Origin of the sequence: Lentzea terrae, from assembly GCF_003265345.1 — a bacterium.
In the GTDB taxonomy this organism is placed as follows: Bacteria; Actinomycetota; Actinomycetes; order Mycobacteriales; family Pseudonocardiaceae; genus Lentzea; species Lentzea terrae.
Genome location: NZ_QFWW01000059.1, coordinates 210,532 through 232,669, shown reverse-complemented (window position 1 = coordinate 232,669; position 22,138 = coordinate 210,532). Strand labels below are relative to the sequence as shown.

Annotated in this window: 25 protein-coding genes; 10 read left to right on the top strand and 15 right to left on the bottom strand. The window is 67.0% G+C overall.

Features of this window, described 5'->3' with window-relative positions:
* Window positions 1-18: 18 nt before the first annotated feature.
* Window positions 19-1,254 (top strand): threonine ammonia-lyase IlvA, encoded by a 1,236-nt coding sequence (gene ilvA, locus DI276_RS49500; protein WP_112277311.1) that lies wholly within the window; start codon window positions 19-21, stop codon window positions 1,252-1,254.
* Here the strand turns inward: ilvA and DI276_RS49495 are convergent, their stop codons facing one another.
* The 3 genes from DI276_RS49495 to DI276_RS49485 form a co-directional block, all read right to left on the bottom strand.
* Window positions 1,255-1,704, bottom strand: a complete 450-nt coding sequence (locus tag DI276_RS49495) for a hypothetical protein (RefSeq protein ID WP_112277310.1) — start codon at window positions 1,702-1,704, stop codon at window positions 1,255-1,257.
* Window positions 1,705-1,954: 250 nt separating this feature from the next.
* Complete coding sequence (locus DI276_RS49490; protein ID WP_112277309.1) at window positions 1,955-2,599, bottom strand: DUF4360 domain-containing protein; 645 nt, start codon at window positions 2,597-2,599, stop codon at window positions 1,955-1,957.
* 57 nt (window positions 2,600-2,656) lie between these two features.
* Window positions 2,657-3,274 carry a DUF4360 domain-containing protein gene (locus tag DI276_RS49485; RefSeq protein WP_408610658.1) on the bottom strand — a complete coding sequence of 206 codons (618 nt, stop codon included), beginning with the start codon at window positions 3,272-3,274 and terminating at the stop codon, window positions 2,657-2,659.
* 312 nt (window positions 3,275-3,586) lie between these two features.
* Between DI276_RS49485 and DI276_RS49480 the strand changes: the two genes are divergently transcribed.
* Window positions 3,587-4,714, top strand: a complete 1,128-nt coding sequence (locus tag DI276_RS49480; RefSeq protein WP_112277307.1) for a DUF2341 domain-containing protein — start codon at window positions 3,587-3,589, stop codon at window positions 4,712-4,714.
* An 86-nt stretch (window positions 4,715-4,800) separates the two neighbouring features.
* Window positions 4,801-5,046: a mycoredoxin gene (locus tag DI276_RS49475; RefSeq protein ID WP_112277306.1), complete on the top strand. Its 246-nt coding sequence runs from the start codon at window positions 4,801-4,803 to the stop codon at window positions 5,044-5,046.
* Here DI276_RS49475 and DI276_RS49470 read toward each other — a convergent pair.
* From DI276_RS49470 to DI276_RS49455, 4 genes are all read right to left on the bottom strand, one after another.
* Window positions 5,043-5,534, bottom strand: a complete 492-nt coding sequence (locus DI276_RS49470) for a DinB family protein (protein ID WP_112277305.1) — start codon at window positions 5,532-5,534, stop codon at window positions 5,043-5,045. The two genes, DI276_RS49475 and DI276_RS49470, sit on opposite strands and share 4 nt — an antisense overlap.
* A gap of 37 nt (window positions 5,535-5,571) precedes the next feature.
* Window positions 5,572-6,594, bottom strand: a complete 1,023-nt coding sequence (locus DI276_RS49465; protein WP_232837459.1) for a chitinase — start codon at window positions 6,592-6,594, stop codon at window positions 5,572-5,574.
* A gap of 151 nt (window positions 6,595-6,745) precedes the next feature.
* Window positions 6,746-7,435 (bottom strand): chitinase, encoded by a 690-nt coding sequence (locus DI276_RS49460; RefSeq protein ID WP_112277303.1) that lies wholly within the window; start codon window positions 7,433-7,435, stop codon window positions 6,746-6,748.
* Window positions 7,436-7,533: 98 nt separating this feature from the next.
* Entirely contained in the window at window positions 7,534-7,917 is a 384-nt protein-coding gene (locus tag DI276_RS49455; RefSeq protein ID WP_112277302.1) for a VOC family protein, read from the bottom strand.
* A 57-nt stretch (window positions 7,918-7,974) separates the two neighbouring features.
* On the opposite strand from DI276_RS49455, the gene DI276_RS49450 reads away from it, so the two are divergent.
* Window positions 7,975-8,406: a hypothetical protein gene (locus DI276_RS49450; RefSeq protein ID WP_112277301.1), complete on the top strand. Its 432-nt coding sequence runs from the start codon at window positions 7,975-7,977 to the stop codon at window positions 8,404-8,406.
* A 12-nt stretch (window positions 8,407-8,418) separates the two neighbouring features.
* Here DI276_RS49450 and DI276_RS49445 read toward each other — a convergent pair whose 3' ends face one another.
* Complete coding sequence (locus DI276_RS49445) at window positions 8,419-9,633, bottom strand: BNR-4 repeat-containing protein (protein ID WP_157985448.1); 1,215 nt, start codon at window positions 9,631-9,633, stop codon at window positions 8,419-8,421.
* A gap of 60 nt (window positions 9,634-9,693) precedes the next feature.
* Here DI276_RS49445 and DI276_RS49440 point away from each other — a divergent pair, with 60 nt between their 5' ends.
* A complete protein-coding gene (locus DI276_RS49440; RefSeq protein WP_408610657.1) occupies window positions 9,694-12,942 on the top strand; it encodes a GH92 family glycosyl hydrolase in 3,249 nt (1,082 codons plus the stop codon).
* On the opposite strand, the gene DI276_RS49435 is transcribed toward DI276_RS49440, so the two are convergent.
* Both DI276_RS49435 and DI276_RS49430 read right to left on the bottom strand, forming a co-directional pair.
* Window positions 12,929-13,606, bottom strand: a complete 678-nt coding sequence (locus DI276_RS49435) for an alpha/beta hydrolase (protein WP_112277298.1) — start codon at window positions 13,604-13,606, stop codon at window positions 12,929-12,931. The genes DI276_RS49440 and DI276_RS49435 overlap by 14 nt on opposite strands.
* Before the next feature lie 41 nt (window positions 13,607-13,647).
* Window positions 13,648-14,262 (bottom strand): TetR/AcrR family transcriptional regulator, encoded by a 615-nt coding sequence (locus DI276_RS49430; RefSeq protein ID WP_112277297.1) that lies wholly within the window; start codon window positions 14,260-14,262, stop codon window positions 13,648-13,650.
* Window positions 14,263-14,367: 105 nt separating this feature from the next.
* Between DI276_RS49430 and DI276_RS49425 the strand changes: the two genes are divergently transcribed.
* Window positions 14,368-14,790 carry an ester cyclase gene (locus DI276_RS49425; protein ID WP_112277296.1) on the top strand — a complete coding sequence of 141 codons (423 nt, stop codon included), beginning with the start codon at window positions 14,368-14,370 and terminating at the stop codon, window positions 14,788-14,790.
* Here the strand turns inward: DI276_RS49425 and DI276_RS49420 are convergent.
* Window positions 14,685-15,686 carry an HNH endonuclease signature motif containing protein gene (locus DI276_RS49420; RefSeq protein WP_112277295.1) on the bottom strand — a complete coding sequence of 334 codons (1,002 nt, stop codon included), beginning with the start codon at window positions 15,684-15,686 and terminating at the stop codon, window positions 14,685-14,687. The genes DI276_RS49425 and DI276_RS49420 overlap by 106 nt on opposite strands.
* On the bottom strand, window positions 15,623-16,009 hold the full coding sequence (locus DI276_RS49415) for a DUF222 domain-containing protein (RefSeq protein WP_112277294.1): 387 nt from the start codon (window positions 16,007-16,009) through the stop codon (window positions 15,623-15,625). The genes DI276_RS49420 and DI276_RS49415 overlap by 64 nt, the downstream gene beginning before the upstream one ends.
* Before the next feature lie 249 nt (window positions 16,010-16,258).
* Here DI276_RS49415 and DI276_RS49410 point away from each other — a divergent pair, with 249 nt between their 5' ends.
* Window positions 16,259-17,152, top strand: a complete 894-nt coding sequence (locus DI276_RS49410) for a phosphotransferase family protein (RefSeq protein WP_157985447.1) — start codon at window positions 16,259-16,261, stop codon at window positions 17,150-17,152.
* Here the strand turns inward: DI276_RS49410 and DI276_RS49405 are convergent.
* Window positions 17,147-18,055 carry an RluA family pseudouridine synthase gene (locus tag DI276_RS49405; protein WP_112277292.1) on the bottom strand — a complete coding sequence of 303 codons (909 nt, stop codon included), beginning with the start codon at window positions 18,053-18,055 and terminating at the stop codon, window positions 17,147-17,149. The two genes, DI276_RS49410 and DI276_RS49405, sit on opposite strands and share 6 nt — an antisense overlap.
* Window positions 18,056-18,148: 93 nt before the next feature.
* On the opposite strand from DI276_RS49405, the gene DI276_RS49400 reads away from it, so the two are divergent.
* A complete protein-coding gene (locus tag DI276_RS49400; RefSeq protein WP_112277291.1) occupies window positions 18,149-19,012 on the top strand; it encodes an EamA family transporter in 864 nt (287 codons plus the stop codon).
* Here DI276_RS49400 and DI276_RS49395 read toward each other — a convergent pair.
* Complete coding sequence (locus DI276_RS49395; protein WP_112277290.1) at window positions 18,915-19,802, bottom strand: LysR family transcriptional regulator; 888 nt, start codon at window positions 19,800-19,802, stop codon at window positions 18,915-18,917. The two genes, DI276_RS49400 and DI276_RS49395, sit on opposite strands and share 98 nt — an antisense overlap.
* Window positions 19,803-19,882: 80 nt before the next feature.
* Here DI276_RS49395 and DI276_RS49390 point away from each other — a divergent pair, with 80 nt between their 5' ends.
* Both DI276_RS49390 and DI276_RS49385 read left to right on the top strand, forming a co-directional pair.
* Entirely contained in the window at window positions 19,883-20,485 is a 603-nt protein-coding gene (locus DI276_RS49390; protein ID WP_112277289.1) for a hypothetical protein, read from the top strand.
* Complete coding sequence (locus DI276_RS49385; RefSeq protein ID WP_198681378.1) at window positions 20,482-21,153, top strand: fibronectin type III domain-containing protein; 672 nt, start codon at window positions 20,482-20,484, stop codon at window positions 21,151-21,153. Before DI276_RS49390 ends, DI276_RS49385 begins: the two co-directional genes overlap by 4 nt.
* A gap of 178 nt (window positions 21,154-21,331) precedes the next feature.
* On the opposite strand, the gene DI276_RS49380 is transcribed toward DI276_RS49385, so the two are convergent.
* Entirely contained in the window at window positions 21,332-21,976 is a 645-nt protein-coding gene (locus DI276_RS49380) for a hypothetical protein (RefSeq protein WP_112277288.1), read from the bottom strand.
* Between the last annotated feature and the right edge of the window lie 162 nt (window positions 21,977-22,138).

The following is a 22,138-nucleotide window of genomic DNA, read 5'->3' as shown; positions in this document are numbered from 1 at the left end:
CACGGAAGATGTAGTGTCATGTCCTTCGCTGATGAGGTGTCCGCGGCCGCAGCCCGGCTCGGTGGAGTCGCCCGCACCACGCCGCTCGAGGTGAACCAGCGGTTGTCCGAGCGCACCGGCGCGCGCGTGTGGTTCAAGCGCGAGGACCTCCAGGTCGGCCGTTCGTACAAGCTGCGCGGCGCCTTCAACCTGCTGTGCCAGACCGAGTTCGCGTTCGGCGGCGCGGTCTGCGCGTCGGCGGGCAACCACGGCCAGGGCATGGCCTACGCGTGCCGCCGCCTCGGCATCGAGGGCCGCGTGCACGTCCCCCGCACCACCCCGCGGCAGAAGCGCGACCGCATCTCCGCGCTGGGCCAGGGCATGGTGCAGCTGGTCGTCGACGGCGACACCTACGACGACGCCGCCGCACTCGCCAAGGAGTACGCCGCCTCCACGGGCGCGACCCTGGTGCCGGCCTTCGACGACCGCCGCACGGTCGCCGGCCAGGGCACCGTCGGCCTGGAGATCGTGCAGCAGCTCGGCGGCGCACCCGACGTGGTCGTGGTGCCCGTCGGCGGCGGCGGCCTGCTCTCCGGCGTCGGCACGTGGTTCAAGGAGCGCTTCCCGCGCACCCGCGTGATCGGCGTCGAGCCCGCGGGCGCGGCCAGCATGATCGCCGCGATGCAGGCGGGCCACCCGGTGACGCTGCCGGAGGTCGACACGTTCGTCGACGGCGCCGCGGTCCGCCGCGCCGGCGAGGTGACGTTCCCGATGGTGCGCGACAGCGGTGCCGAGCTGCTGAGCGTGGCCGAGGGCGCGGTCTGCACGGAGATGCTGGAGCTTTACCAGATCGACGGCATCATCGCCGAGCCCGCGGGCGCGCTCGCCTCGGCGGCGCTGCTGGAGGAGATCTCGGTGGCGCCCGACTCCACGGTCGTCTGCCTGCTCTCCGGCGGCAACAACGACGTCTCCCGCTACGCCGAGGTCGTCGAGCGCTCGATGGTCCACCGCGGCCTCAAGCACTACTTCCTGGTGGAGTTCCCGCAGGAGCCGGGCGCGCTGCGCAGGTTCCTCGACGAGGTGCTCGGCAAGGACGACGACATCGTGCTGTTCGAGTACATCAAGCGCGACAACCGGGAGACCGGCGCCGCGCTGGTGTGCATCGAGCTGGGACGCCGCGAGGACTACGACCTGCTGTGGGGGCGGATGAAGGAGTCCCCGCTCAAGATCCAGCACGTGGCACCGGGCACGACGGCGTACCGGTTCCTGATCTGATCACCCGGTGCTGGTGTCGTGCAGCACCGCGCCGGTGGCGATGTCGATCACCTCGACCAGGTGTGGTGAACGCTGCACGCCGATCCACGGCAGCTCGTGGTGTCGCAGCACCGGCCCGGCGACCTCGACGACCGTGCGCACGTCGTCCTCGGTCCGGGCCCGGATGACGTCGCCTTCGCGGGTCAGCAACGCGAGGCTGCCGCCGACGGTCGTCAGGCCCAGCACGTCCTCGCCCGGCGGGGCGGTGATGATCGCGTCGCCCACACCGGGCTGGTGGATGTCTCCGGTCGACGGTTTGAGCGTGACCTTGCCGTCGTCGTGCAGGTTCCACCAGGTTCCCGCGCGGCGGAAGTACACGCCCCACCGCCAGGGCTCGTCCGAGTCGACGTACAGCGGCGAAAGATCGCGCTCGGTCTCGTCCGCGACGCTGAAGTCGATCGGCGCTGCCACAGCACCAGTTCGTCCGGCCGGTCACCGCGCGCGACCAGGGAAGGGCCTGAGCTCGGGAAGACCGGGAACCGCAGCGCCGTGCCCCGCACCCCGGATCCGAGCAGCCGCCGGCACTCCTGTCCGGACGGCGCCGCGACCGCGATCTGCCGGCCGTTCGCGGTGACGCGCACGGTCTGCTGGGACGATCTTCTCAGCAAAGGGAGATGCCGGGCACCCCTGTCGCAGGAGTGCCCGGCACCGGGGGTGAGGGTCACGGCCTGGGCGGGCACTGCTTCCAGGCGAAGTGGTACGTCGTCTCGATCGACCCGTCCGTGGAGTCCATCGAGATGAAGCTGGTGACCTTCTTCGGGTCGGAGGTGCCGGCCATGACCCGCAGCTCCGTGTTGATGTTGAAGTTTCGCTTCTCACCGCACGGGTGGTAGACGATCGCCGCGACGTCGGTCGTGTCGGTCGCCTGCCAGTCGTCGCTGAACGGGCCCTTGTAGTTGTGCTGCTTGTAGGCCGTTTCCGACATTCCCTGGAAGTAGTAGTTCGCCTTTTCCAGGGCCGTGGCGCCGCGCTCGAGGTGCGCGAAGCCGCGGTAGTCGGTGGACGCGATGCCGTAGGTGAAGCCGGACGGCACGTTCACGCGCAGGTTCAGCTGGCAGTTCTTGCGGAAGTCGGTGGGTTTCGCCTCGGGACCGACCTGCGCCATGAACTCGCTGTAGGTGACGGTGAACGCCTTGTTGTCCGGGGAGACGGCGACCGCTGCCGTTCCCGGCTTGCACCCCGAACCGTTGATCGTCACGACGTCGATGGTGATGATGTCCGGCGGCGGCGTGGTGCCGGGGGCGCCGCCGGGCGGGATGATGATCGTCGACATCGCGAACGCGGCCGCGGCCAGTGTGTTGAGCATGAGGCACCTTTCCGTCTGGGGATCAACAATGAACGGGCGGCGGCATTGGTGCCTGTGTCAGCAGCGCTTCCAGGAGAACTGGTACTTGGTGCTCACGCTGCTGTCCGTCGAATCCATGGTCATGAAGCTCGCGTTCTTCGACGAACCCGCGTTGACCCGCAGTTCGGTGTTGATGTTCAGGTGCCGGACTTCACCGCACGGCGCGTAGATGATTTCCGATACCTGCGCGCGGTCGGTGGCCTGCCAGTTGTCGCTCTTCGGGCCGCTGAAGTTGTGGGTGCGGCTCGCGGTCTGCGACATGCCCTGGAAGTAGTAGTTTCCCTTTTCCATACCTGTCGCCCCGGCCTGTAGGTGGGCGAACCCGCGGTAGTCCGCTTGGGCGATGCCGAACGTGAAGCCCTGCGGATAGGTCACTCTGATGTTGAGCTGGCAGTTCTTGCGGAAGTCTGTGGGTGCGGAACCCTGTCCGGCCTGGGCGAGGTAGTCGCTGTAGGTGACCGTGAACGCGGTGCGGTCATCCGAGGCCGCGACCGCGGCGGTGCCGGCGGGACAGCCGGAACCGTTCACGGTGACCACGTCGATCGTGACGAAATCGGGAACGTCGGTAGCAGCTTGCGCGGCGGGCGCGACGACCACCGCGGACAGCATGAGGGCAGCAGCCAGCACCGTTTTCAGCATGGCCAGCCTTTCTTTCCAAAGTGTGGTACCGGCGGCGGAAATCAGACGATATCGGAAACCCTGTGTTGCGAAGGGCCGCCGAATGGGTGACTGAATTGCTCGGCAATACTTGTCGGAAAGCAGGACGAATTGCACGCCCGAAATCTGTCGGCCGTGCGCGAACCATGCTCACCCGCCGTAGCGCGGATTGACCTGACGATTGCCTGACGATCGCCCGCCGTTGCTCCGATCGGGTGACGCGGGGCTGACAGGTAAGAAAGTTTCCAGTAAGAACCTCAAGTGTCCGCCGCCCCGGACAAAAGGGACCACATGCAGAAGACAGGGCGCACTCTCGCCATCTCGGCCACGTTGCTCACCGGCCTGCTGCTGCCGGCAGTGTCGACAGCGGCATCAGGCGGGCAGGCGGGCTGGGCACATCAGCGCAAGATCACCATCGACACGACGGCAGCGGGCGCGAACGTCGCGGGCGACGTCAAGGGCTTCCCGGTGCCGGTGCGGCTCGACGCCGGCAACTTCGACTTCAGCCAGGCCAAACCCGGCGGCGCGGACATCAGGTTCGACGACGCGGCCGGCAAGCCGCTGCCGTACGAGATCGAGAAGTGGGACGCGACCGCCAAGCAGGCGGCGATCTGGGTGCGGACCGACGTCAAGGGCAACAACGCGAGCCAGGCCATCACCCTGAAATGGGGCAACCCGGAGGCCGCGTCGGAAAGCGACGGCACCAAGGTCTTCCCGAAGGCCGACGGCTGGCTCACCGCCCACCACCTCGCCGAGCAGGGCGCGGCGAACGGCTACAAGGACTCCGCCGGCAACCTCAACGGCAAGGGCGTCAACATCACCGGTGACGCGACCGGCGCGGGTGTCGTCGGCAACGCGCTGAACCTGAACCGGGCCAAGAGCGAGTACGTCCTGCTGCCGGGCAGCGAGTCGAGCAGCTTGTTCAACCCGTTGCCGTCCAAGGGCACCTTCTCGATCTGGTCGAACGCGAAGACGCACCCGGCCGCGTACATCGCGATGTTCTCGAAGGGGGAGACGGGCTTCCGCATCCACTACTTCGGCAGCGGCGACCAGACCGAGCCGTGCATCGACGTCGCGAACTACGACTGGTGCCCGCTGCCGTCCGGCGCCTACACCAAGGTCAAGAACAACACCTGGTACCACTTCGTCTTCGTCATCGACAAGCCGAACGCCTACTACTACATCAACGGCAAGCTCGAGGTTGGCAAGACCGACACCAACGCGTGGAAGACTGCCGGAGCCGAGCCCGTGACGATCGGCAACAACGAGAAGACGCCCGGCAGCAACAGCCGCAAGCGCTCGTTCGACGGACTGCTGGACGAGGCGCGGATCCTGTCGGTGCCGAAGGACAAGAACTGGGCGAAGCTCGACTTCGAGTCGCAGAAGCCGGGGTCGAAGCTGCTCAAGCACAAGAAGTGAGCTTGGCCGCATCCCGGGATGAAGCACTCCTCGTCGAGCGTTGACACTCATGACCGTCTTTCGACCTCGATGAGGAGTGCAGCCTGATGGCGCCCGACCAGCTGACCGTCTACTCGACCTCGTGGTGCGGCTACTGCCGGATCCTGAAGAGCTCGCTCGACCGCGAAGGCATCGAGTACGTCGAGATCAACATCGAGGAGGCGCCGGGCGCGGCCGACTTCGTGATGAGCGTGAACGGCGGCAACCGCACGGTGCCGACCGTCCACTTCCCGAACGGCAAGGCGCTCACCAACCCGTCGCTGCACCAGGTGAAGGAACAGCTCGCCGCCTAGAACTCGTACAGCGACGCCGTGGTCGACTGCCCGTCCAGCGTCTCTCGCATGATGTCGGCGTGGCCCGCGTGCTGCGCTGTCTCGCGAATGATGTGCAGCACGATCCGCCGGATCGACATCGGCTGAGGGTTCGGGTCCCACGGCGCTTCCGGCAACGGCACGAGTTTGTCCAACGAAGCGGTGCGCAGAGCCTCGTCGGTCGCGCGCACCGCTTCGTCGTACTCGGCGAGCAGCTCCTCGAAGTCGGTACCCGTCCAGGTGTACTGACTGCCGTCCAGCATTCCGGGCGGGGGTAGGGGCTGCTCGGTCAGGATGTGCGTCCAGCCGCGCTCACACCAGGTGAGGTGCTTGAGCAACCCACCCAGCGTGAGCTCGCTGACGGTCGTGCGCTTCTTCGCGTCCGCCTCCGACAAACCGCGCATCGTGATGCGGAACGTCCTGCGCTGGTCGTTCAGCTCGTGCAGCAGATCCGTGAGCTCCATGGTCATGCATTGAACCTAGGAGCGAACTAGGACAGCTCAAGTCCTAGCAGTACAGGTTCGCTCCGGCCGGCACGCCGAGGATTCCGACGAACTGCTGGTACTTCGAGACGCGGCTCTGGACCTGCGCGGGGTTGCCGCCGTTGCACTCCAGTGAACCGTTGATGCTGCGGATCGTCTCGCCGAACCCGGCTCCGTTCACCATGGCGTTGTGCGGGGTCATGGTGCCCGGCCCGGTCTGCGTGTTCCAGTACCAGAGCGCCGTCTTCCACGAGATCGCGGCGTCGCTCGCCACCCAGCCCGGGTTGTTCAGCAGGTCGAGGCCGAGGTGCTGACCGGCCGAGTAGTAGTTGAAGTTCCACGACAGCTGGATCGGGCCGCGGCCGTAGTAGGCGTACGTCCCGCGCGGGCAGCCGTAGGGCCGGCTCTCGTCGCAGAGGTCGTTGTTCTTGTTGATCTCCTCGACGTGCACGAGGCCACCGGTCTCGTGCGAGAAGTTCGCGAGCGCCGCCGCGATCTCCTGCTTCTTCACCGTATCGCTGCCCGTGCCCGCGAAGGCCGGGAACGACGCCATCGCCGCGGTCAGCCCGCTGTAGGTGTAGAAGCTGTTGCGCGACGGGAACATCTGGTTGAACTGGGCCTCGGTGAGGATGGCACCACCGCCACCACCTCCGCCGCCACCGCCGTTGCAGTTGTACGGGTCCCAGTACCAGGTGGAAACCGTTGGGCTGTAACCGGGATTGTCGTGCTCGGCGATGTAGAAGCTGCCTTCGAACCGCACGATCGAGCCGGCGGTGTACCACTGGCCCTGCACCCAGTCGGTGTACGTGCAGGTGCCGCCACCGCCTCCGCCGCCGTTGCAGTTGTACGGGTCCCAGTACCAGGTGGAAACCGTTGGGCTGTAACCAGGATTGTCGTGCTCGGCGATGTAGTACGCGTTCTCGAACTTCACGATCGAGCCGGCCGTGTACCACTGGCCCTGGACCCAGTTGGTGTACGTGCACGCCTGTGCGGACACTTCGGCCTGTGAAGCAGCGGTCGGTGCGATGACGGCCATTGCCGCCGCCATCACACCTGCCGCGATAGACGCCAAGATGCGTTTTCTCAGCAAGGTCACCCACTCCTGGAGTCTGCGCGCCCGAGGAATCAAGGATGTGAACTTCGCTGAGATTGGCATCATTGGTTCAGACCAGTCAAGGGTCTAGACCTGTTCTGTCATTTCAGCAGTACAGGTTGCTACCCGTTGCCACGCCGATGACGCCGGTGAACTGGCGGTACTTCGACACGCGGCTCTCGACCGTTCCGGGGTTCTTGCCGTCGCACTCCAGTGAACCGTTGATGCTGCGGATCGTCTGACCGAAGCCGCGCGAGTTGACCATCGCGTTGTGCGGGGTCATGGTGCCGGGGCCGGTCTGCGTCATCCAGTACCAGATCGCGGTCCGCCACGAGACCGTGGCGTCGGTGGCCACCCGGTCCGGGTTGTTCAGCAGGTCGATGCCGAGGTGCTGACCGGCCGAGTAGTAGTTGAAGTTCCACGAGAGCTGGATCGGACCGCGGCCGTAGTACGCCCTGGTTCCGCGCGGGCAACCGTACGGCCTCGTCTCGTCGCAGTAGTCGCCGCTCTGGTTGATCTCGCGGATGTACACCAGGTCGCCGGTCTCGTGCGAGACGTTCGCGAGGAACGCCGCCAGCTCCTGCTTCTTCACCGTGTCGCTGCCCTGGTTCGCGAACGAGCCGAACGTGGCCATCGCGTTCCTCAGGCCGCTGTAGGTGTAGAAGCTGTTGCGGGACGGGAACATGCGGTTGAACTGCGCTTCGGTGACGATGAACGGCGCCGCCGTCGCCGGCTGAACGAGCGTGAAGACGCCGATCAGCGCGACGATCAGGGCGGCGGCGCGTGTTCCGAACATGGGGACCAACTCCTCAGAGCATCTGCGCGCCCACACTGTGTTACCGCTCTCACGGTGGCAGGCTCGGCACCCCGAGCACAAGAGGTGGTCTATACCTTTTAGGAACCGGAACCGTACGGCCTGGTGATGATCTCCAGCGCGTGGCCGTCCGGGTCGTCCCAGTAGACGCCGCGGCCACCGTCGTTGCGGTTGATCTGGTTGGGCTGACTGTGGAACGGGTCGGCCCAGTGGTCGAGGCCGCGGTCCTGGATCCGGCCGTAGATCCGGTCGAACTCGTCCTCGGTCACCAGGAACGCGTAGTGCTGGCTGGTGATCGGGCCGTCGCTGGTCAGGTAGTCGAGCGAGACGCCGTTGGCGACCTCGACGACGAGGAACGGGCCGAAGCGGACCGGCTCCGGCAGGTCGAGGAGCTCGGTCAGGAACCGGGCCGAGCGCTCCTGGTCGGTGGCGTGCACGATGGTGTGGTTGAGCTGTACGGGCATGACACCTGCCTACTCCGGTGTCAGGGACTTGTCAGCGCGAGTGGCGATGATCGGCTCATGAAGAGGGCAATCATCGCCACCGGGTTCGTGCTGCTGGGGTTCGTCTTTCCCGGGGTCGCCAATGCCGAGCGGGCACCCGGCTGCGCCAGCGCGGCGCAGATCGGGGCGACCGCGCACATCAAGTGGCGGGGCGACAACATCGCGTCGGTGAAGCAGTTCGCCGGCTGCGGGAAGAACTTCGCCTACGTCTACATCTGGGAGAGCTTCCGCGCGACGGGCCGGCACTGGAACACCCAGACCTCGATCGCCGTCTACAGCAGTGCCAGCGACCGCACACCGGAGCACAAGGGCTGGAACAGCGACCAGTTCGCCCCCGTGGAGCTGTGGAGCAAGGGCACCAACACCCTGTCCGAGTGCACGGCCGCATACGGCCTCGTCAGCGTCCAGCAAGCCGACAACTACACCGCCTACACCAACAAGCGTTGCTAGGTCCTGGCCAGATCAGTTCCTGATGGTGAACACCGGCCACTTGCCCGTGTGGTTGGTCTTGCGGGTCTCGTGGTCGATGGTGTTCGCGACCAGGTCGCTCGGCCGGTTCTCCACGAAGTTGGCGTAGAACGTCGTGTCGGCGCCGGCCGAGTACGGCACCGCGAGGTCGTGCTTGGTGATCGCGCTCCCACCGGGCGTCCACGACTTCACCAGCAGCCGCTTCCGGTCCGCGCTGGCGTAGGAGAAGTCGACGCCGGTGCCGGTCGCGACGAGATCCTTGAACAACGACGTCGAGGTGTCGACCGTCGTGGACGTCCAGGCGTTGCCGGCGAACCGCGCCAGCACGATCTTGGCGCTGCTGCTGGTGTGCACGCCGTAACCCAGCACGAGCGAGCCGTCGTTGAGCGGCACCGTCACGGGGTTCTCCTCCGGCAGTGCCTTGCCGGCCGGGAGATCGGTCGGATTCGTGGTCACGACTCGGGTCTTGTCGAGGTCCGCCGCGTCGACCGTGGTGCCGAGCGTGGCGCCGCCGACCGTCGACAACGTGCTCGCAGCCGTGTCGAAGTAGGCGACGTGGATGTTCTTGCCGCCACCGTTGTGGCCCTTGGGGCCGCCGTGCATCGACCAGGTCAGGTAGATGCGGCCGTTCCGCTGCGTCACGCCGAACGCGTACACCTCGCTGTACTTGTCCGCCGTGCGGCCCGAGTCGATGATCATGCGCGGCGCGGACCAGGTCTTGCCGTGGTCCGTTGACTTGATCATCTTGTAGGTGCGGTACGGGTGCGACAGGTCCGTGTTGTGGCTGTAGAACAGGTTGATCGTGCTGCCGGTGACGACCGGCTCCGGGTAGGTGTTCTTGTCCGTGGAGATCGTGCGCGCGGTCCAGGTGCCGGTGATCGAACGTGGCGTGGGCGCGGTGTAGAACTGCATCGACTTCGTGTGCGTGGCGCGGAAGATCGCGAGCCTGCCGTCGCCGAGCTGCGTGAGCACCGGGTAGTCGTGATAGGCGTTGTCGTGCGTCAGGTTCAGCGTGGCGACCTTGGCCGCCGCCGACCACGTGTTCGCGGTGTGGTCGAACGCCTTCACGTAGATGTCGTGCCTGGTGCCGGAGTACGTCACGAACGTCTTGTTGACCGTCGCGTCGTACACGCCCGCGCCGTTGGTGCGCAGGCAGCCGTAGACGGACGTGGTCGTGACGGTGTCCAGTGTGGGCGCGGATTGCGCCACTGGAGTGAAAATGCCGATTAGCAGCAGCGCTGCGGCCAACGCACGCATCGCCGACCTCCGATGGGTGTCGGGGCGGCGACGATCAGACAATACTGCGTTTTCATGCGGACACTGGTTGTAACCGGGCTGTTACTGGGTCTAACAGTTCCCGCGCAAGCCGCCCTCGCTCACACGGCACAGGCGGAAGACCCCTCGTCGCTGGTGAACCCCTTCGTGGGTACGCAGAACTTCGGCAACACCTTCCCCGGTGCGTCGGTGCCGTTCGGGATGGTGCAGGTCAGCCCTGATACGGGAGGTCAGGGCGGGTACGACTACAAGGCCACCTCCATCTACGGGTTCTCGCAGACACACCTGTCGGGCGTGGGCTGCGGCGTCATGGGCGAGCTGCCGGTGATGCCGACAGTCGGGTCCGTTGACAACGTTGACATCAACGCCTACAAGTCGGCTTTCAGCCATTCGGACGAAGCCGCGCAGCCCGGTTACTACCGCGTCGGGCTGTCCCGCTACGGCGTCAACGCCGAGCTCAGTTCCACTCAGCGGACCGGATGGCAGCGCTACACGTTCCCTTCTTCTGCGGCTGCCAACGTCCTGTTCAACACCGGGCGCTCGAACCAGACGGTGCTCGACTCCGAGATCCACGTCGTCGGTGACCGGACGATCGAGGGCCGGGTGCGCAACGGCCGGTTCTGCGCGGGCAAGGACGAGCACACCGTCTACTTCACGGCCACGTTCGACCGGCCGTTCGCGTCGTTCGGCTCGTGGCGGGGGAGCGTTCCCACGCCCGGCTCCCGTGACGCTGCCGGCGCCGGTGGCAACGGCGCGTGGGTCACGTTCGACGCGTCGGCCGACCGTGATGTCGTGCTGAAGATCGGCCTGTCCTACACCGGCCTGGAGGGTGCGCGCCGGAACCTCGCGGCGGAGGCTCCGACGTTCGACTTCGACGGTGTTGTCGCCGCTGCTCGCGAGGTCTGGCGCAAGCAGTTGGACGCAGTGCGCGTGTCCGGCGGGTCGCGGGACCGGCAGGTCGCCTTCTACACCGCGCTGTACCACTCGGTGCTGCACCCGAACCTGGCTGGTGACGTCGACGGCAAGTACATGGGCTTCGACGGTCGCGTGCGCACGGCTTCCGGTTACACGCCGTACCAGAACTTCTCGTTGTGGGACACGTACAGACCACAGAACCAGCTCCTGCAGATCCTCGAACCACGGGTGGCTCGTGACGTCGCACTGTCCGTTGTGGCCAGCGGGCGGGATGGAGGATGGTTGCCGCGCTGGGCGTTGGCGTCCTCCGAGACCAACATCATGACCGGCGACCCGGTCACGCCGTTCCTGGTCGAGGCCTGGTCGAAGGGTCTGCTGCGCGGGTACGAGGAGGAGACGTACAAGCTGTTGCGCGCCAACGCCTTGTCGCTGCCTCCCGCTTCATCGCCGTACAACGGGCGGTCTGGCGTTGAGTACTACTCGGATCGCGGCTACATCCCGTCCGGCCTGAAGAAGGGCACGGACTGCGCGCACAAGGGCGGCGACAACGACTGCGATCACCCGGCTTCGGCTTCGCTGGAGTACTCGGCGGCGGATGCTTCACTGGCGTTGATGGCTCGCGGTCTGGGCCATCGCTCCGACGCGCGGCTGTTCGCTGACCGCGGCCAGTGGTACCGGAACCTCTGGGACGCCTCCACCGGTCACTTCCGGCCGCGCACGGTCGCCGGCACCTGGCTGACGCCGTACAACCCGGTGGACGCGTCCCACCAGTTCCACGAGGGCGGCGCCTACCAGTACCAGTGGCTCGTGCCGCAGGATCCGGCCGGTCTGGTGTCGCTGATGGGCGGTCGCCGGGCGGCCGAGCAGCGGCTGGACTCGTTCTTCGCCTACGAGAAGCTGCTCGTCGATCCGGCCGGTACCGCGCGGCACGACTGGATCACCGAACCGTACGACTACTACGGCAAGCCGACCTACAACCCGAACAACGAGCCCGACCTGCTCGCGCCGTACATGTACCTGTGGACGGGCACGCCGTGGAAGACCGCGACGGTCGTGCGCGCGGCGATGACGTTGTTCACGACCGGTCCGGACGGCATGACCGGCAACGACGACCTGGGCACGATGTCGGCCTGGTACGTCTTCTCGTCGCTGGGCATCTACCCGACCTTCAACGGGGCCGACTTCCTCGCGCTGTCCTCGCCGCAGTTCCCGTCCGCTTCTGTCCGAATCGGACAGTACGGCGCGCAGGGCGGCACTTTGGTGGTTTCGGCGCCGGGTGTCTCGGACTCTGCGCGGTACGTTTCCTCTGCTTCTTTGAACGGGCGGGACGTGCGGAAGACCTGGCTCGACTGGTCTTCGTTGCAGCGCGGCGGAAAGCTGTCCTACGCGGTGTCTTCGAAGCCTTCGTCGTGGGGCACTGGTCGGTCCGACGAGCCGCCTTCGTTGAACGACGGCAACGTGGACTCGCGCCGCGCTCTGTCTGCTTCGTTGCGGAACACCTCGCTGGTGATGCCGACTTCGGATGTCGCGCAGTCTGCGACCTTGCAGCTGGACGTCTTGGCGCAGTCGCCTTCCGCTGTGTCCGTGCGGCCTGAGGTGTCGGCGCCCGCGGGCTGGACTGTGAGTGGTGCACGGCCGTTCGTCATCGTGTCGCGACATCAGCCGGTGCAGAAGACCGTGCCGTTGACGGTGTCGGTGCCTGCGGGTGTGGGCGTTGGCTCGTATGAGGTTTCGGTTGTCGTTGGGTCCGTGTCGATGAAGGCCGTGATCGAGGTGAAGCCGGCCGCGGTGTGCGCCTTCTCGTCGTGTTCGGTGGATGTCGGGCCGGAGCGGAACCACGACGGCACGGCCACGGTCGACGCTTCCGCTGCCGGCAACTTCGACGGTGGCGGCTGGAGCTACGACGCGGCGCTGCTGCCCTCGGCCGGACCCGTGACGTGGGGCGGCATCACCTACCAGGCGCCGGACCCCGCCGGTACCGCGGCGAACTTCGTCGAGGCTCGGGGCCAAGGGCTGTTGTTGCCGTCCGGGCAGTTCTCGTGGCTGCACGTGGTGAGTGCGTCGCACAACGGACCGGTGTCGGCCGCTTTCACCGTTTGGTACACCGACGGCACGTCTGCTGAGGTCTCGGCTTCCGTGCCGGACTGGGCCGGTGGCGGTGCGGCGGTGCTGGAGATGCCGCACCGGATCAAGGCCGGGCAGGGCGTCGACGGACCGCCGGTGCGGTTGTTCGGTCAGTCGTTGCGGCTGGATTCTTTGAAGACCGTTCGATCGGTGACGCTGCCCAACGATCCGCGGGTGGAGCTGTACGCGCTCACTCTCGCCTGAGGATGATTTCGGCGATCTCCTGTGCGCGCGGGATGTGCGGGCAGTGGTCGCCGTCGATCTCGATCGGAGTCGTGCCGAGCCGCTGTGCCGCGGCTCGGCACATCCATTCCGGCCTGATGACGCGGTCCTGCCTGGGGACGATCACGGTGCTCGGCGGCAGATCGTCGTGGCGGTGACGTTGGTGGAACGCTCCTTGCGGCTGGAAGAGACGCAGGGTGGTGAGGGCGAACTTCAGCTGTTCCAGGTTGCAGTCGTGGAACAGGAAGTAGGCGCTGATGGCCGGTTCGGTCAGCAGGTCGGCGCCGGACCACTCGAACCACTCCGGCGGGAACATGTCCTCGCCGTGGTCTTCCAGTTCTTCCAGCATGCTCGTGGTGCCGGTCAGGTCTGGGATGAGAGCGCCGATCCAGACCAGGTGGCCGGCGTTCAGCCGCTTCGCGGTGGCCGGGGTCAGCAGGCCGCCGCCGGAGTGGGCGATAATGGTGGGGGACTTCGTTTCTGGGAACTGGCGGTGGACTTCGTCGGCGTAGTCCTCGGCTCGCCAGTCCTCCTGGGCCGTCAGGTCGGCTGCGAAGGTTCGGTGGCCGGACTGGTGGAGGAGGGTCTGCAGCGGTTGCCAGCAGGCCGGGGTTTGGGTGGTGCCGTGCAGCATCACGAAGTCCATGACTCCCAGCTTGCCTTGGGGCGTGGGGTCCGGGCACGGCTTCAGCGGATGCTGTCGGCCGGTGTCGAGGGAGTGTCCGTGCCCTGTCTGATCAGGAGGACGAGTCGCTCTGCTTGAGTGGCGTCGGAGGCAGTCAGTGCGATCCCGTTGGCCAGGGCGAGTAGTTCCGATGCCTTGAGGTCGGGGCGGACAGCACCGGCGTTCTGTGCCTGGGTCAGCAGGGCGGACGCGGCGGTGTGCATCGAGTGGTGCCAGCGGTCGAACAGCGCGGAGCGCTGGCTCGTGCGGTCATCGGTGATCGACAGCGCCAGTTCCCGTTTGGCTGCTACGTGTGCGATGAAGTCCTGAAGCCAACCGAAGAGGGCTTCGCTGGGAAGGCCAGCGGCCAGCAGGGACTGGCTCCGGGCGCAGAGCGCGGCCACTTCCTCGGAGTAGACGGCGATGATCAGTTCGCGGCGCGTCGGGAAGTGCCGATACATCGTGGCGTTGCCGACGCCGGCCCGGCGGGCGATGTCGTCGAGCGGGGCGTCGACGCCCTGATCGTGGAAGACGTCCCTGGCCGCGGACACGAGCAGGTCGTAGTTGCGCTGAGCGTCCACGCGACGACGACGCTGGGGTTCCGGGCGGGGCGCAGGTCCGGGGCTCTGCGACGACATGGCCCTCCTTGCTAATCGGGGACTTCCCCGGTTACGGTAGCCGAACCGCAACCGGGGAGCTCCCCACTTGCTGCCTCGCCTACCCCTCACCAGAGGAGATGCCGCATGCCGCAGGAAGCAGCAGACCTCCCGCACCCAGGGCCAGGAGAGATTCACCGGCGCTGCGTCGAGAGCTTCGCGGAGGTCCTGGAAGGTCGGCTCGAGGACGCCCTGGAACTGATCGCCCCTGAGGTCGTCGATCACCGGGGCGGCACCCAAGGCGATCATCGGGGACGCGAAGCCTGGCGACAGAAGTGGGAGCGGATGAGCGCGAGCAGCGAGTTCCACGACGTCTCGGTGACGATCGAGCAGAACGTCGTCTCTGGCGACACCTCCGTCAACCGGTACACCCTGCGGGGCACCCGCACCGACTCCGGCCGACGCTACGAGGTCCTCGGCATGGACATGGTCCGCGTCCGCAACGGCCGAATCGTCGAGCACTGGGCCCTGCTCGACGCCGACGCGATGCGCGACCAGTTGGACCTGTGAAAGAACTCCTGCCGCTGGTGACCGCCATGTCCGACGGGAACCTTGCCCGCTGGCAAGATGCAGTCAAGATCACGATCTGCGACTGGAGCATCAGAAGGGTGGCGGGTCGCCGAGCACTGGTTCGGGTTCGCGGACGTAGGTCTTGCCTGCGGGGCTGCGGAAGTGGAACGTGCCTGGGCTGGGCTGGGTGGTTTCCAGGCTGAGCGGTGCTTGACGCGGTGGTGATACCGGCAGAACACGCCCAGATTGGCCGCCGAGGTCGATCCGAGCGGGAATGGCACCGTGTGGTCCAGGTCCGATTTGTGGGAGGGCCGCATGCAACCGGGGAAGCGGCAGATCCGGTCCCGCGTCCACACAAACCGGCGCAGCTTCGCCGGTGGCCGATAGGTGCTGGTGCCGAATTCGAGGGCCTCGCCGGTGACCGGGTCGGTGAGCAGTCGCCGCCAGGTCGAGTCCCCGGCCAGCTCGCGGGCCAGGTCGGCGGTGATCGGGCCGTAGCCGGCGAGTTCGCCGGGCTGTTCGGACAGGCCCAGCAGCGTCGCGGCCGACACCGTCACGTACAGCTCGACCTTGACCGCGCTGGCCTTGCCCGGCGTCGCGAGCAGCAAGGCCGCGACGACGTCGGCGCGGATCTGGTCCAGCGTCCGCGGATCGGTGGGCGACTGCGCCTGGCGGGCGATCGTGTCGACGCGCTCGTAAAAAGCAGCGGCCTGCTCCACCGACAGGAAGGCCCAGAACTTCGCCGTGCCGTCCTCGGGCTTGTCGACGCCGGTGCACCGCTGCGCCTTGCGCATCTCAACGCGATCCCGGTGCCCCTCCGGATCCACCCGCATCACGACCCTGCTGGCCAGCCGCCGCGTCTGCGCACCGGTCTGGTCCGGCGCCTTGGCCAGCACGCGTTCTCCACCTCGGCGGCCAAGTCCGCCGACAGCGGGAGCGTCTTGTCGTACAGCACCCGCGCCTTGTAGAGGTTGATCTCGCCCTTCTCCAAGGCATCCAGGGTCTTGGGCAGCTTGGTGGCGAGGCCGAGGGCCAGTGCGATCTGGTCGGTGGTCCAGCCGGGCGTCCACCGCATCGCGGCCGAGATCTCGGCGTCGAAGAACTCCTCGCCTTCACACGCGATGGCGTAATCCGCGAGCGCCCGCAAAAACTGCGCCTGATGATAGGCAACCTGACTCTGATGATACGAGAGAGCATCGAGAACCTCGACGGCTTCCATAGCTCATATTCTATTCGAGATCAATTTCTCCAAACTGGGCTGGTGGCCACACAATGGGGTGGACATGCAGCTCAGACTGCATATGGCACCGTTAGTTCTCTTCTCTCTAGACGCAACGCAACCACTGGAAACCACGCACGCAAAAGAAAGCCGACGCACGCAACTCGACCATGCGCCGCAACCGCCAACAAAACGGAACCACAGAAATTCGGGTCGCCGCAAGGCGCAACAGCACGCCAGGATGGGGACATGCAGAAACTGGAGAGCGGCCAGCGGTCCAACGTCTGGGCGGACGGCGACCGGATCATCAAGCAGGTGATCGGCGAGCGAGCCGCGTTCGACCGCGAGATCACCGCGCTGAGACTGGCCGAGCACACCGGCCTGGTCCCGCGCATCCTCGACCTGGACCGGGACAACCAGACCGTGGTGATGGAACGGCTGCGCTCAGACCCGCCCGAAGAGGACTGGGTGATCGACTACGCCCGCGGCCTCGCCAAACTGCACATGGCCACCGGTCCGGAGCACGCCGGCCGGCTGCCGCGTCAGCCCGTCCCGGACCCGGAACCGTTCCTGCGGTTCGTCAGGGCGCTGGACGTCGAGATCGGAAACGCCGAGGACGAACTGAACTTCGAGGACACCGGCAGGTTCGACCTCCTGCACGGCGACCCGTGCCCGGGCAACGACATGTACACCGAACGCGGAGCCCGGTTCGTCGACTTCGAGGGCGCGATGCTGGGCGACGGGCTCACCGAGCTCGTGTACCTGCGGATGGGCTTTCCGACCTGCGCGACGGTGTCCGAGACGCCGCGAGAGCTGCGGGAGGCCGCCGAGCAGGCCTACTTCGAGGAACGCGGCCGGGTCGAGCCGCTGGAGGACGCCTGCGTGCGGTGGCTGGTGCAGGGTGACGCGCTGGTGCAGCGGGCCGAGCGGGACGGCACCGATCACCTCGCCAGGGTCGTCGACGAGGACTGGTTCTGGTACAGCACGACCGCGCGCGGCCGGTTGATGTTCCGGGCGCGGGTGGTGGCGGGATTCACCGAGACCCGTCCCGCGATGAGCGCGCTCGCCGGGCGGTTGCTTGAGCGGATGAACCGGATCTGGGAGCCGCAGTCGATCGAGACCCGGCGCACGCACGTGTCATGACCAGGCGGACAGCCGCAACCCCGAGGTGAACGAGCGATCGACACCGGACACGGGGTCCACAAAGGACAACGTGCGGGCCAGCAGCTGCAACGGAGTCGAGAAGTCGTCCAGCGGGCGCTCCCGCAGCACGGGGTAGAAGTCGTCGTTCACGATCGGCACGCCGAGACCGGACATGTGCAGGCGCAGCTGGTGGGTGCGACCGGTCAGCGGCCGCAAGCGGTAGCGGCCCAGCGAGTCCCGACGCTCCACAAGGGACACGTGGGTCTCGGCGTTCGGCGGACCGTCCTGTTCGAAGGCGGTGATGATGCCGCGTTCCTTGATGATGCGCGAACGCACGACGGTGGGCAGCGACAACGACGGGGAGTACGGGGCGATGGCCTCGTACTCCTTGGACACCAGGCGATCGCGGAACATCGTCTGGTACTTGCCGCGCAGTTCGCGCCGCACCACGAACAGCACCAGCCCTGCCGTGACCCGGTCCAGGCGGTGCGCGGGGGAGAGGTCGGGCAGGCCCAGCGAGTCGCGCAGCCGGACCAGCGCGGTCTGCATGATGTGCTGGCCGCGCGGGATCGTCGCCAGGAAGTGGGGCTTGTCGGCGACCACGATGTCGTCGTCCTGGTAGACCACGCCCACCTCGAACGGGACCGGGGCCTCGACGGGCAGGTCGCGGTGGAACCAGATGTAGCTGTCGGGCACGAACGGCGTGTCGATGCCCAGCGGACCGGAGACGCCCCAGATCCGCTCCTCGCGCAGCATCTCCTCGATCCGCGCGGGGGCGACCCGCGGCAGGCGTTCCACCAGGTGGTCGCGCAGCGACAGCCACGAGCCGGACGGCGGCAGCTTCAGCCGCGCGGCGTCGAGGCCGGCGCGCTGGGGGAGCGGGGAGGAGGGTTTGCGTCTCATTGCACCCGCAAGTCTAAAGGTTCGGGAAAACCGAACGATATCGCTCAGAAACATTCGCTGTACTGAAGGGAGCGAACGAACAAAGCTGGACGCATGGCAGTCCTCCTGGTCCTCGGTTCGGTCATCTCACTGCAGTTCGGCGCGGCGTTCGCGAGCCAGCTCTTCGGGCAGATCGGCGCGCCCGGTGCGACGGCGCTCAGGCTCGGCATCGCGGCGCTGATGCTGGCCGTGGTCGCCAAACCGAAGTTCCGCCAGGAGACCCTCGTGCTCGGGATGACGATGGCCGGCATGAACGGCACGTTCTACCTGGCGCTCGACCGGATCCCGCTCGGCGTGGCGGTGACGATCGAGTTCCTGGGGCCGCTGGGGCTCGCGGCGGTCCTGAGCAGGAGAGCGAAGGACTTCGTGTGGGTCGGGCTCGCGCTGGCCGGTGTGATCGTCCTCGGCATGCGCGAGTACACGGGCGCGCACCTGGACATGATCGGCGTGCTGCTCGCGCTGTTCGCGGCGGCGTTCTGGGCCTGTTACGTGCTGGCCGGACGCAAGCTCGCGACCGCGGGGCTCGGCACCGGCGGACTCGCGGGTGCCAGCGTGATCGCGGCGGCGCTCACGTTGCCGTACGGGCTGTCGACAGCCGGAACCACGTTGTTCGAGCCCAAGATCCTCTTGCTGGGCACGCTGGTGGCGCTGCTGGCGTCCGCGATTCCGTACACGCTCGAGATCAAGGCGCTGAAGACGCTGCAGGCCAGCACGTTCGGGGTCGTGCTCGCACTCGAACCCGCCGCGGCCGCGCTGGCCGGCGCGGTGCTGCTCGGCCAGCACCTGAGCGTGATCTCGTTGTGCGCCATCGGGTTGGTGATCACTGCTGGGGTTGGAGCGGCGCTACGGAAAGCGCCAGCGTCTCGCGAAACGCCTGCACAGCGGGATGCTGACCTCGTCCTGCCCGTGCCGCAGTGAACAGCAGCCGGGACTGCGGCACCGGCAGCTCGTGCAGGTCGACGGTGACCTCGCGGTCGTACCAGATGAGGTCCGGCAGCAGCGCGACCGCGAGACCGCGTTCCACGAACCGCAGCTTCACCAGCACGTCGGTCGACGAGAAGCGCACGTCCGGCTCGTAGCCGTTGTTGCGGCACCAGTTCACGTTGAACGTCCGTTGCGGGAAGCCACCGGGCTCCATGATCCACGGGAACGAGCCGATCTCGGCGTCGGACAGTCCACGTGGGACGGCCAGCCGGATCGGGTCCCGGCACAGCTCCCGGTATTCCAGCCCGGCGAGCCGCGCCTCCGGCTGGTCCGGCCACTCCTCGACGAACACGAGGTCGAAGTCCCGCGCGTGCAAGGCGGAAAGCGCTTCCGCGGGGTCGAGGACCTGGAACTCGATCCGAAGTGACGGATGCTCGTCTCGCATGCGGGCCAGCGTCGCAGGGATCAACGCGAGCGCCGCGGTCTGGAACGTCGCGACCCGCAGCGTCCCGGTGATCTCGTGCAGCGAGGCGGCGACCTCCGACTCGGCCTGCTCCAGCCTGGTCAGCACCTCCTCGGTGTGCCGCACCAGGATCTCGGCCTGCGGCGTGAGCTTCACCCGCCTGCCGACCGGCTCCAGCAACGGCACGCCGACCTCGGTCTCCAGCAACGACAACTGCTGCGAGACCGACGACGGGCTGTAGTTCAGCGCCTGGGCGACGGCGGCGAGCGTGCCCCGCTGGGAGAGCTCGCGCAGCAGTCGCAGGCGATGGAGGTCGAACATCAGATCATTATCGGCTACGCTGCCGATACCGCCCCCTGGAAACACGTGCTGTCTTCAGCACGTCTTGAGGAGGTATCGGTATGTCCGAACGACTCCGCATCGTCGCGGGGTTCGCACTGGCGACCGGTCTGCTCGTGTCGGGCTCGCCCGCACTAGCTCAGGTGGAAACCGGTCCGTGGACGAGCTACTCACCGTCGTTCAACGTGCAGCAGCGCGGCTGCGGCACGGTCAGCGACCTGACGTTCCGGCTCACCTGTTCGACCGCGAGCGGTGACCAGCGTGCCGAACGCCGGTACGCCACTTACACCGGCGGCACGCGACAGTTCGAGGGCAGCTTCCGGATCACGAGTCTCGGTGGCACCCGCATCAGTCTGAAGCAGACGTTCAAGGACGACCCCGGCGCGGGTCCGTACTTCATGCTCGCCGTGGAGCGCGGCGGCCGGTTGTACGCCGTGCACGGTGGCACCACCGTGGCCACCGGGGCCACTGTCGGCACGACCGTGCGGGTCAACACCGTGCACGTCGTGGGCAGCCAGCACCGCACGTACATCAACGGCTCGCGCAAGCACACCTACGCGAGTGGTGGCGGGAACTTCTACGACAAGTTCGGCGCGTACCGGACCGCGAGCGGTCAGGGCCCGGCGACGGTCGTGTGGAGCGGCATCAAGTTCTGGCGCAAGTGATCAAGCGCTTGACGTTGGTGGGACTGCTGTTCTTGGCTGCCTGCGGCCAAGAACAGCAGGACCCCGTGCTGACGTCCGAGCTGACCTCGCCGACCGACGTGACGCTGCACTGGCGTCCGGAAGCGGGGACGGCCGGACAGGTCGTCGAGTACGCGAACGCGGCCGACGGCGACTACGTGGTGCTGGAGTTCACGCCACCGTCCAAGACCTCCTACCGGCACCCGGACCTGATCCCGGAAACCCAGTTCTACTACCGGGTCCGGCCGTTCAGCGGGCCTGCGTCGGCCACTGTGGACATCACGCTGCCGCCCGGCGACGAGGTGCCGGAGACCGACGGGCACGAGTGGGCGGAGCCGCGCAAGGGCGGTGGGGGCACGCATCCGGTGTCCGCGCCGGAGGCGGTGCCGGGGAACGTGCGGGCGGTGGTGAAGCACGCCAACGGGATCTTGTTAACGTGGGAGGACCACGCGTCCGACGAGGAGGGGTACCTGATCGAGCTCAAGCCGGCGGGCGCGGCCGACTACCGCGTCGCCGCCCAGCTCGATCCGGACGTCACCTCGTTCGGGCTGATCACACTCCCAGACGAGAAAACCGCGACCTATCGGGTGCGGCCCTTCCGGTTCGGGGCTCCGTCGAACCTGACGCAGCAGAAGACGGGGAAGATCTGAGCGCGTGTCTGGCGCTCCACGTGCTCGCGGCGACCAGCACGGCCGCGAGCACGTAGGGCCAGCTGGCTCTCTCGGTTAACGCGAGGCCGATGTTGATCAAGGACAGCAGTCCGAAAACACTGCTGAGCAGCCACCAGGTCAGTTGGTCCACGCGTGCATCGGCGGTCATTCGGGCCGACTACCCGTTCTCGACCGCTTTCACACCTTCTTCCCCTTCTTTTTTCTCGCCGCGCCGACGCATGAACGCGAAGCCGGGGATGCCGAGGATGGCCTGGCGCATGTCGCTCGTGACCTCGAGCAGCTGGTGCACCTCCGGACCGACCCGGTCCAGCGTCCCCAGGATCGGCAGGATGTCGCTGATGAGGTGCTCGGTCAGCACCGGCAGCTCGTCGACGAGCTTGATCGCGGCCTCGACCTCGTGCGGCGAGAGCTCCTCCACGAACCGCTTCGCGAGCGGCTGGGCCTGCTTGGCGATCGGTTCGTAGAGGCCGAGCAGCTCGTTGGCCGTGTGCGCGGTGTGGCCGGCTGTCGTGACGACGTGCGCCGCACGCTCCGCGACGTCGCTCGCGGTCGCCGTGATCGCGCGGACCTCGTCGACGGCCTTCTCCGCGTCCGCGACGACGTGGTCGGTGCGGTCGACCAGGGCGTCGGCCTTCTTCACGATGTCGTCGATGGCGTCGACCGTGCCGCTGACCTTGCGGACGAGCTGCTCGACCTCGCCGATCAGGCTCAGCACGCGGCCTGGCACGGCGGCCACGGTCGCGGTGGTCTCGATCGCGGCGCCGAGCGCCTGCTTGGCCAGTCCCATGCCGGGGATCTCCATACGACCACTCTGCCCTACGCGTTGATCGGATTGGGGGAGCGCCATTCGGTTTCCAAAACTGTCAGACCTCGTCATTACATTCGTTGATGTCCGCCAGTCGGCTGACCGGGCGATCCGGGAACCGTGCACCGTCCGAAGTTGTCATAGCCGGGGGCTAGCATC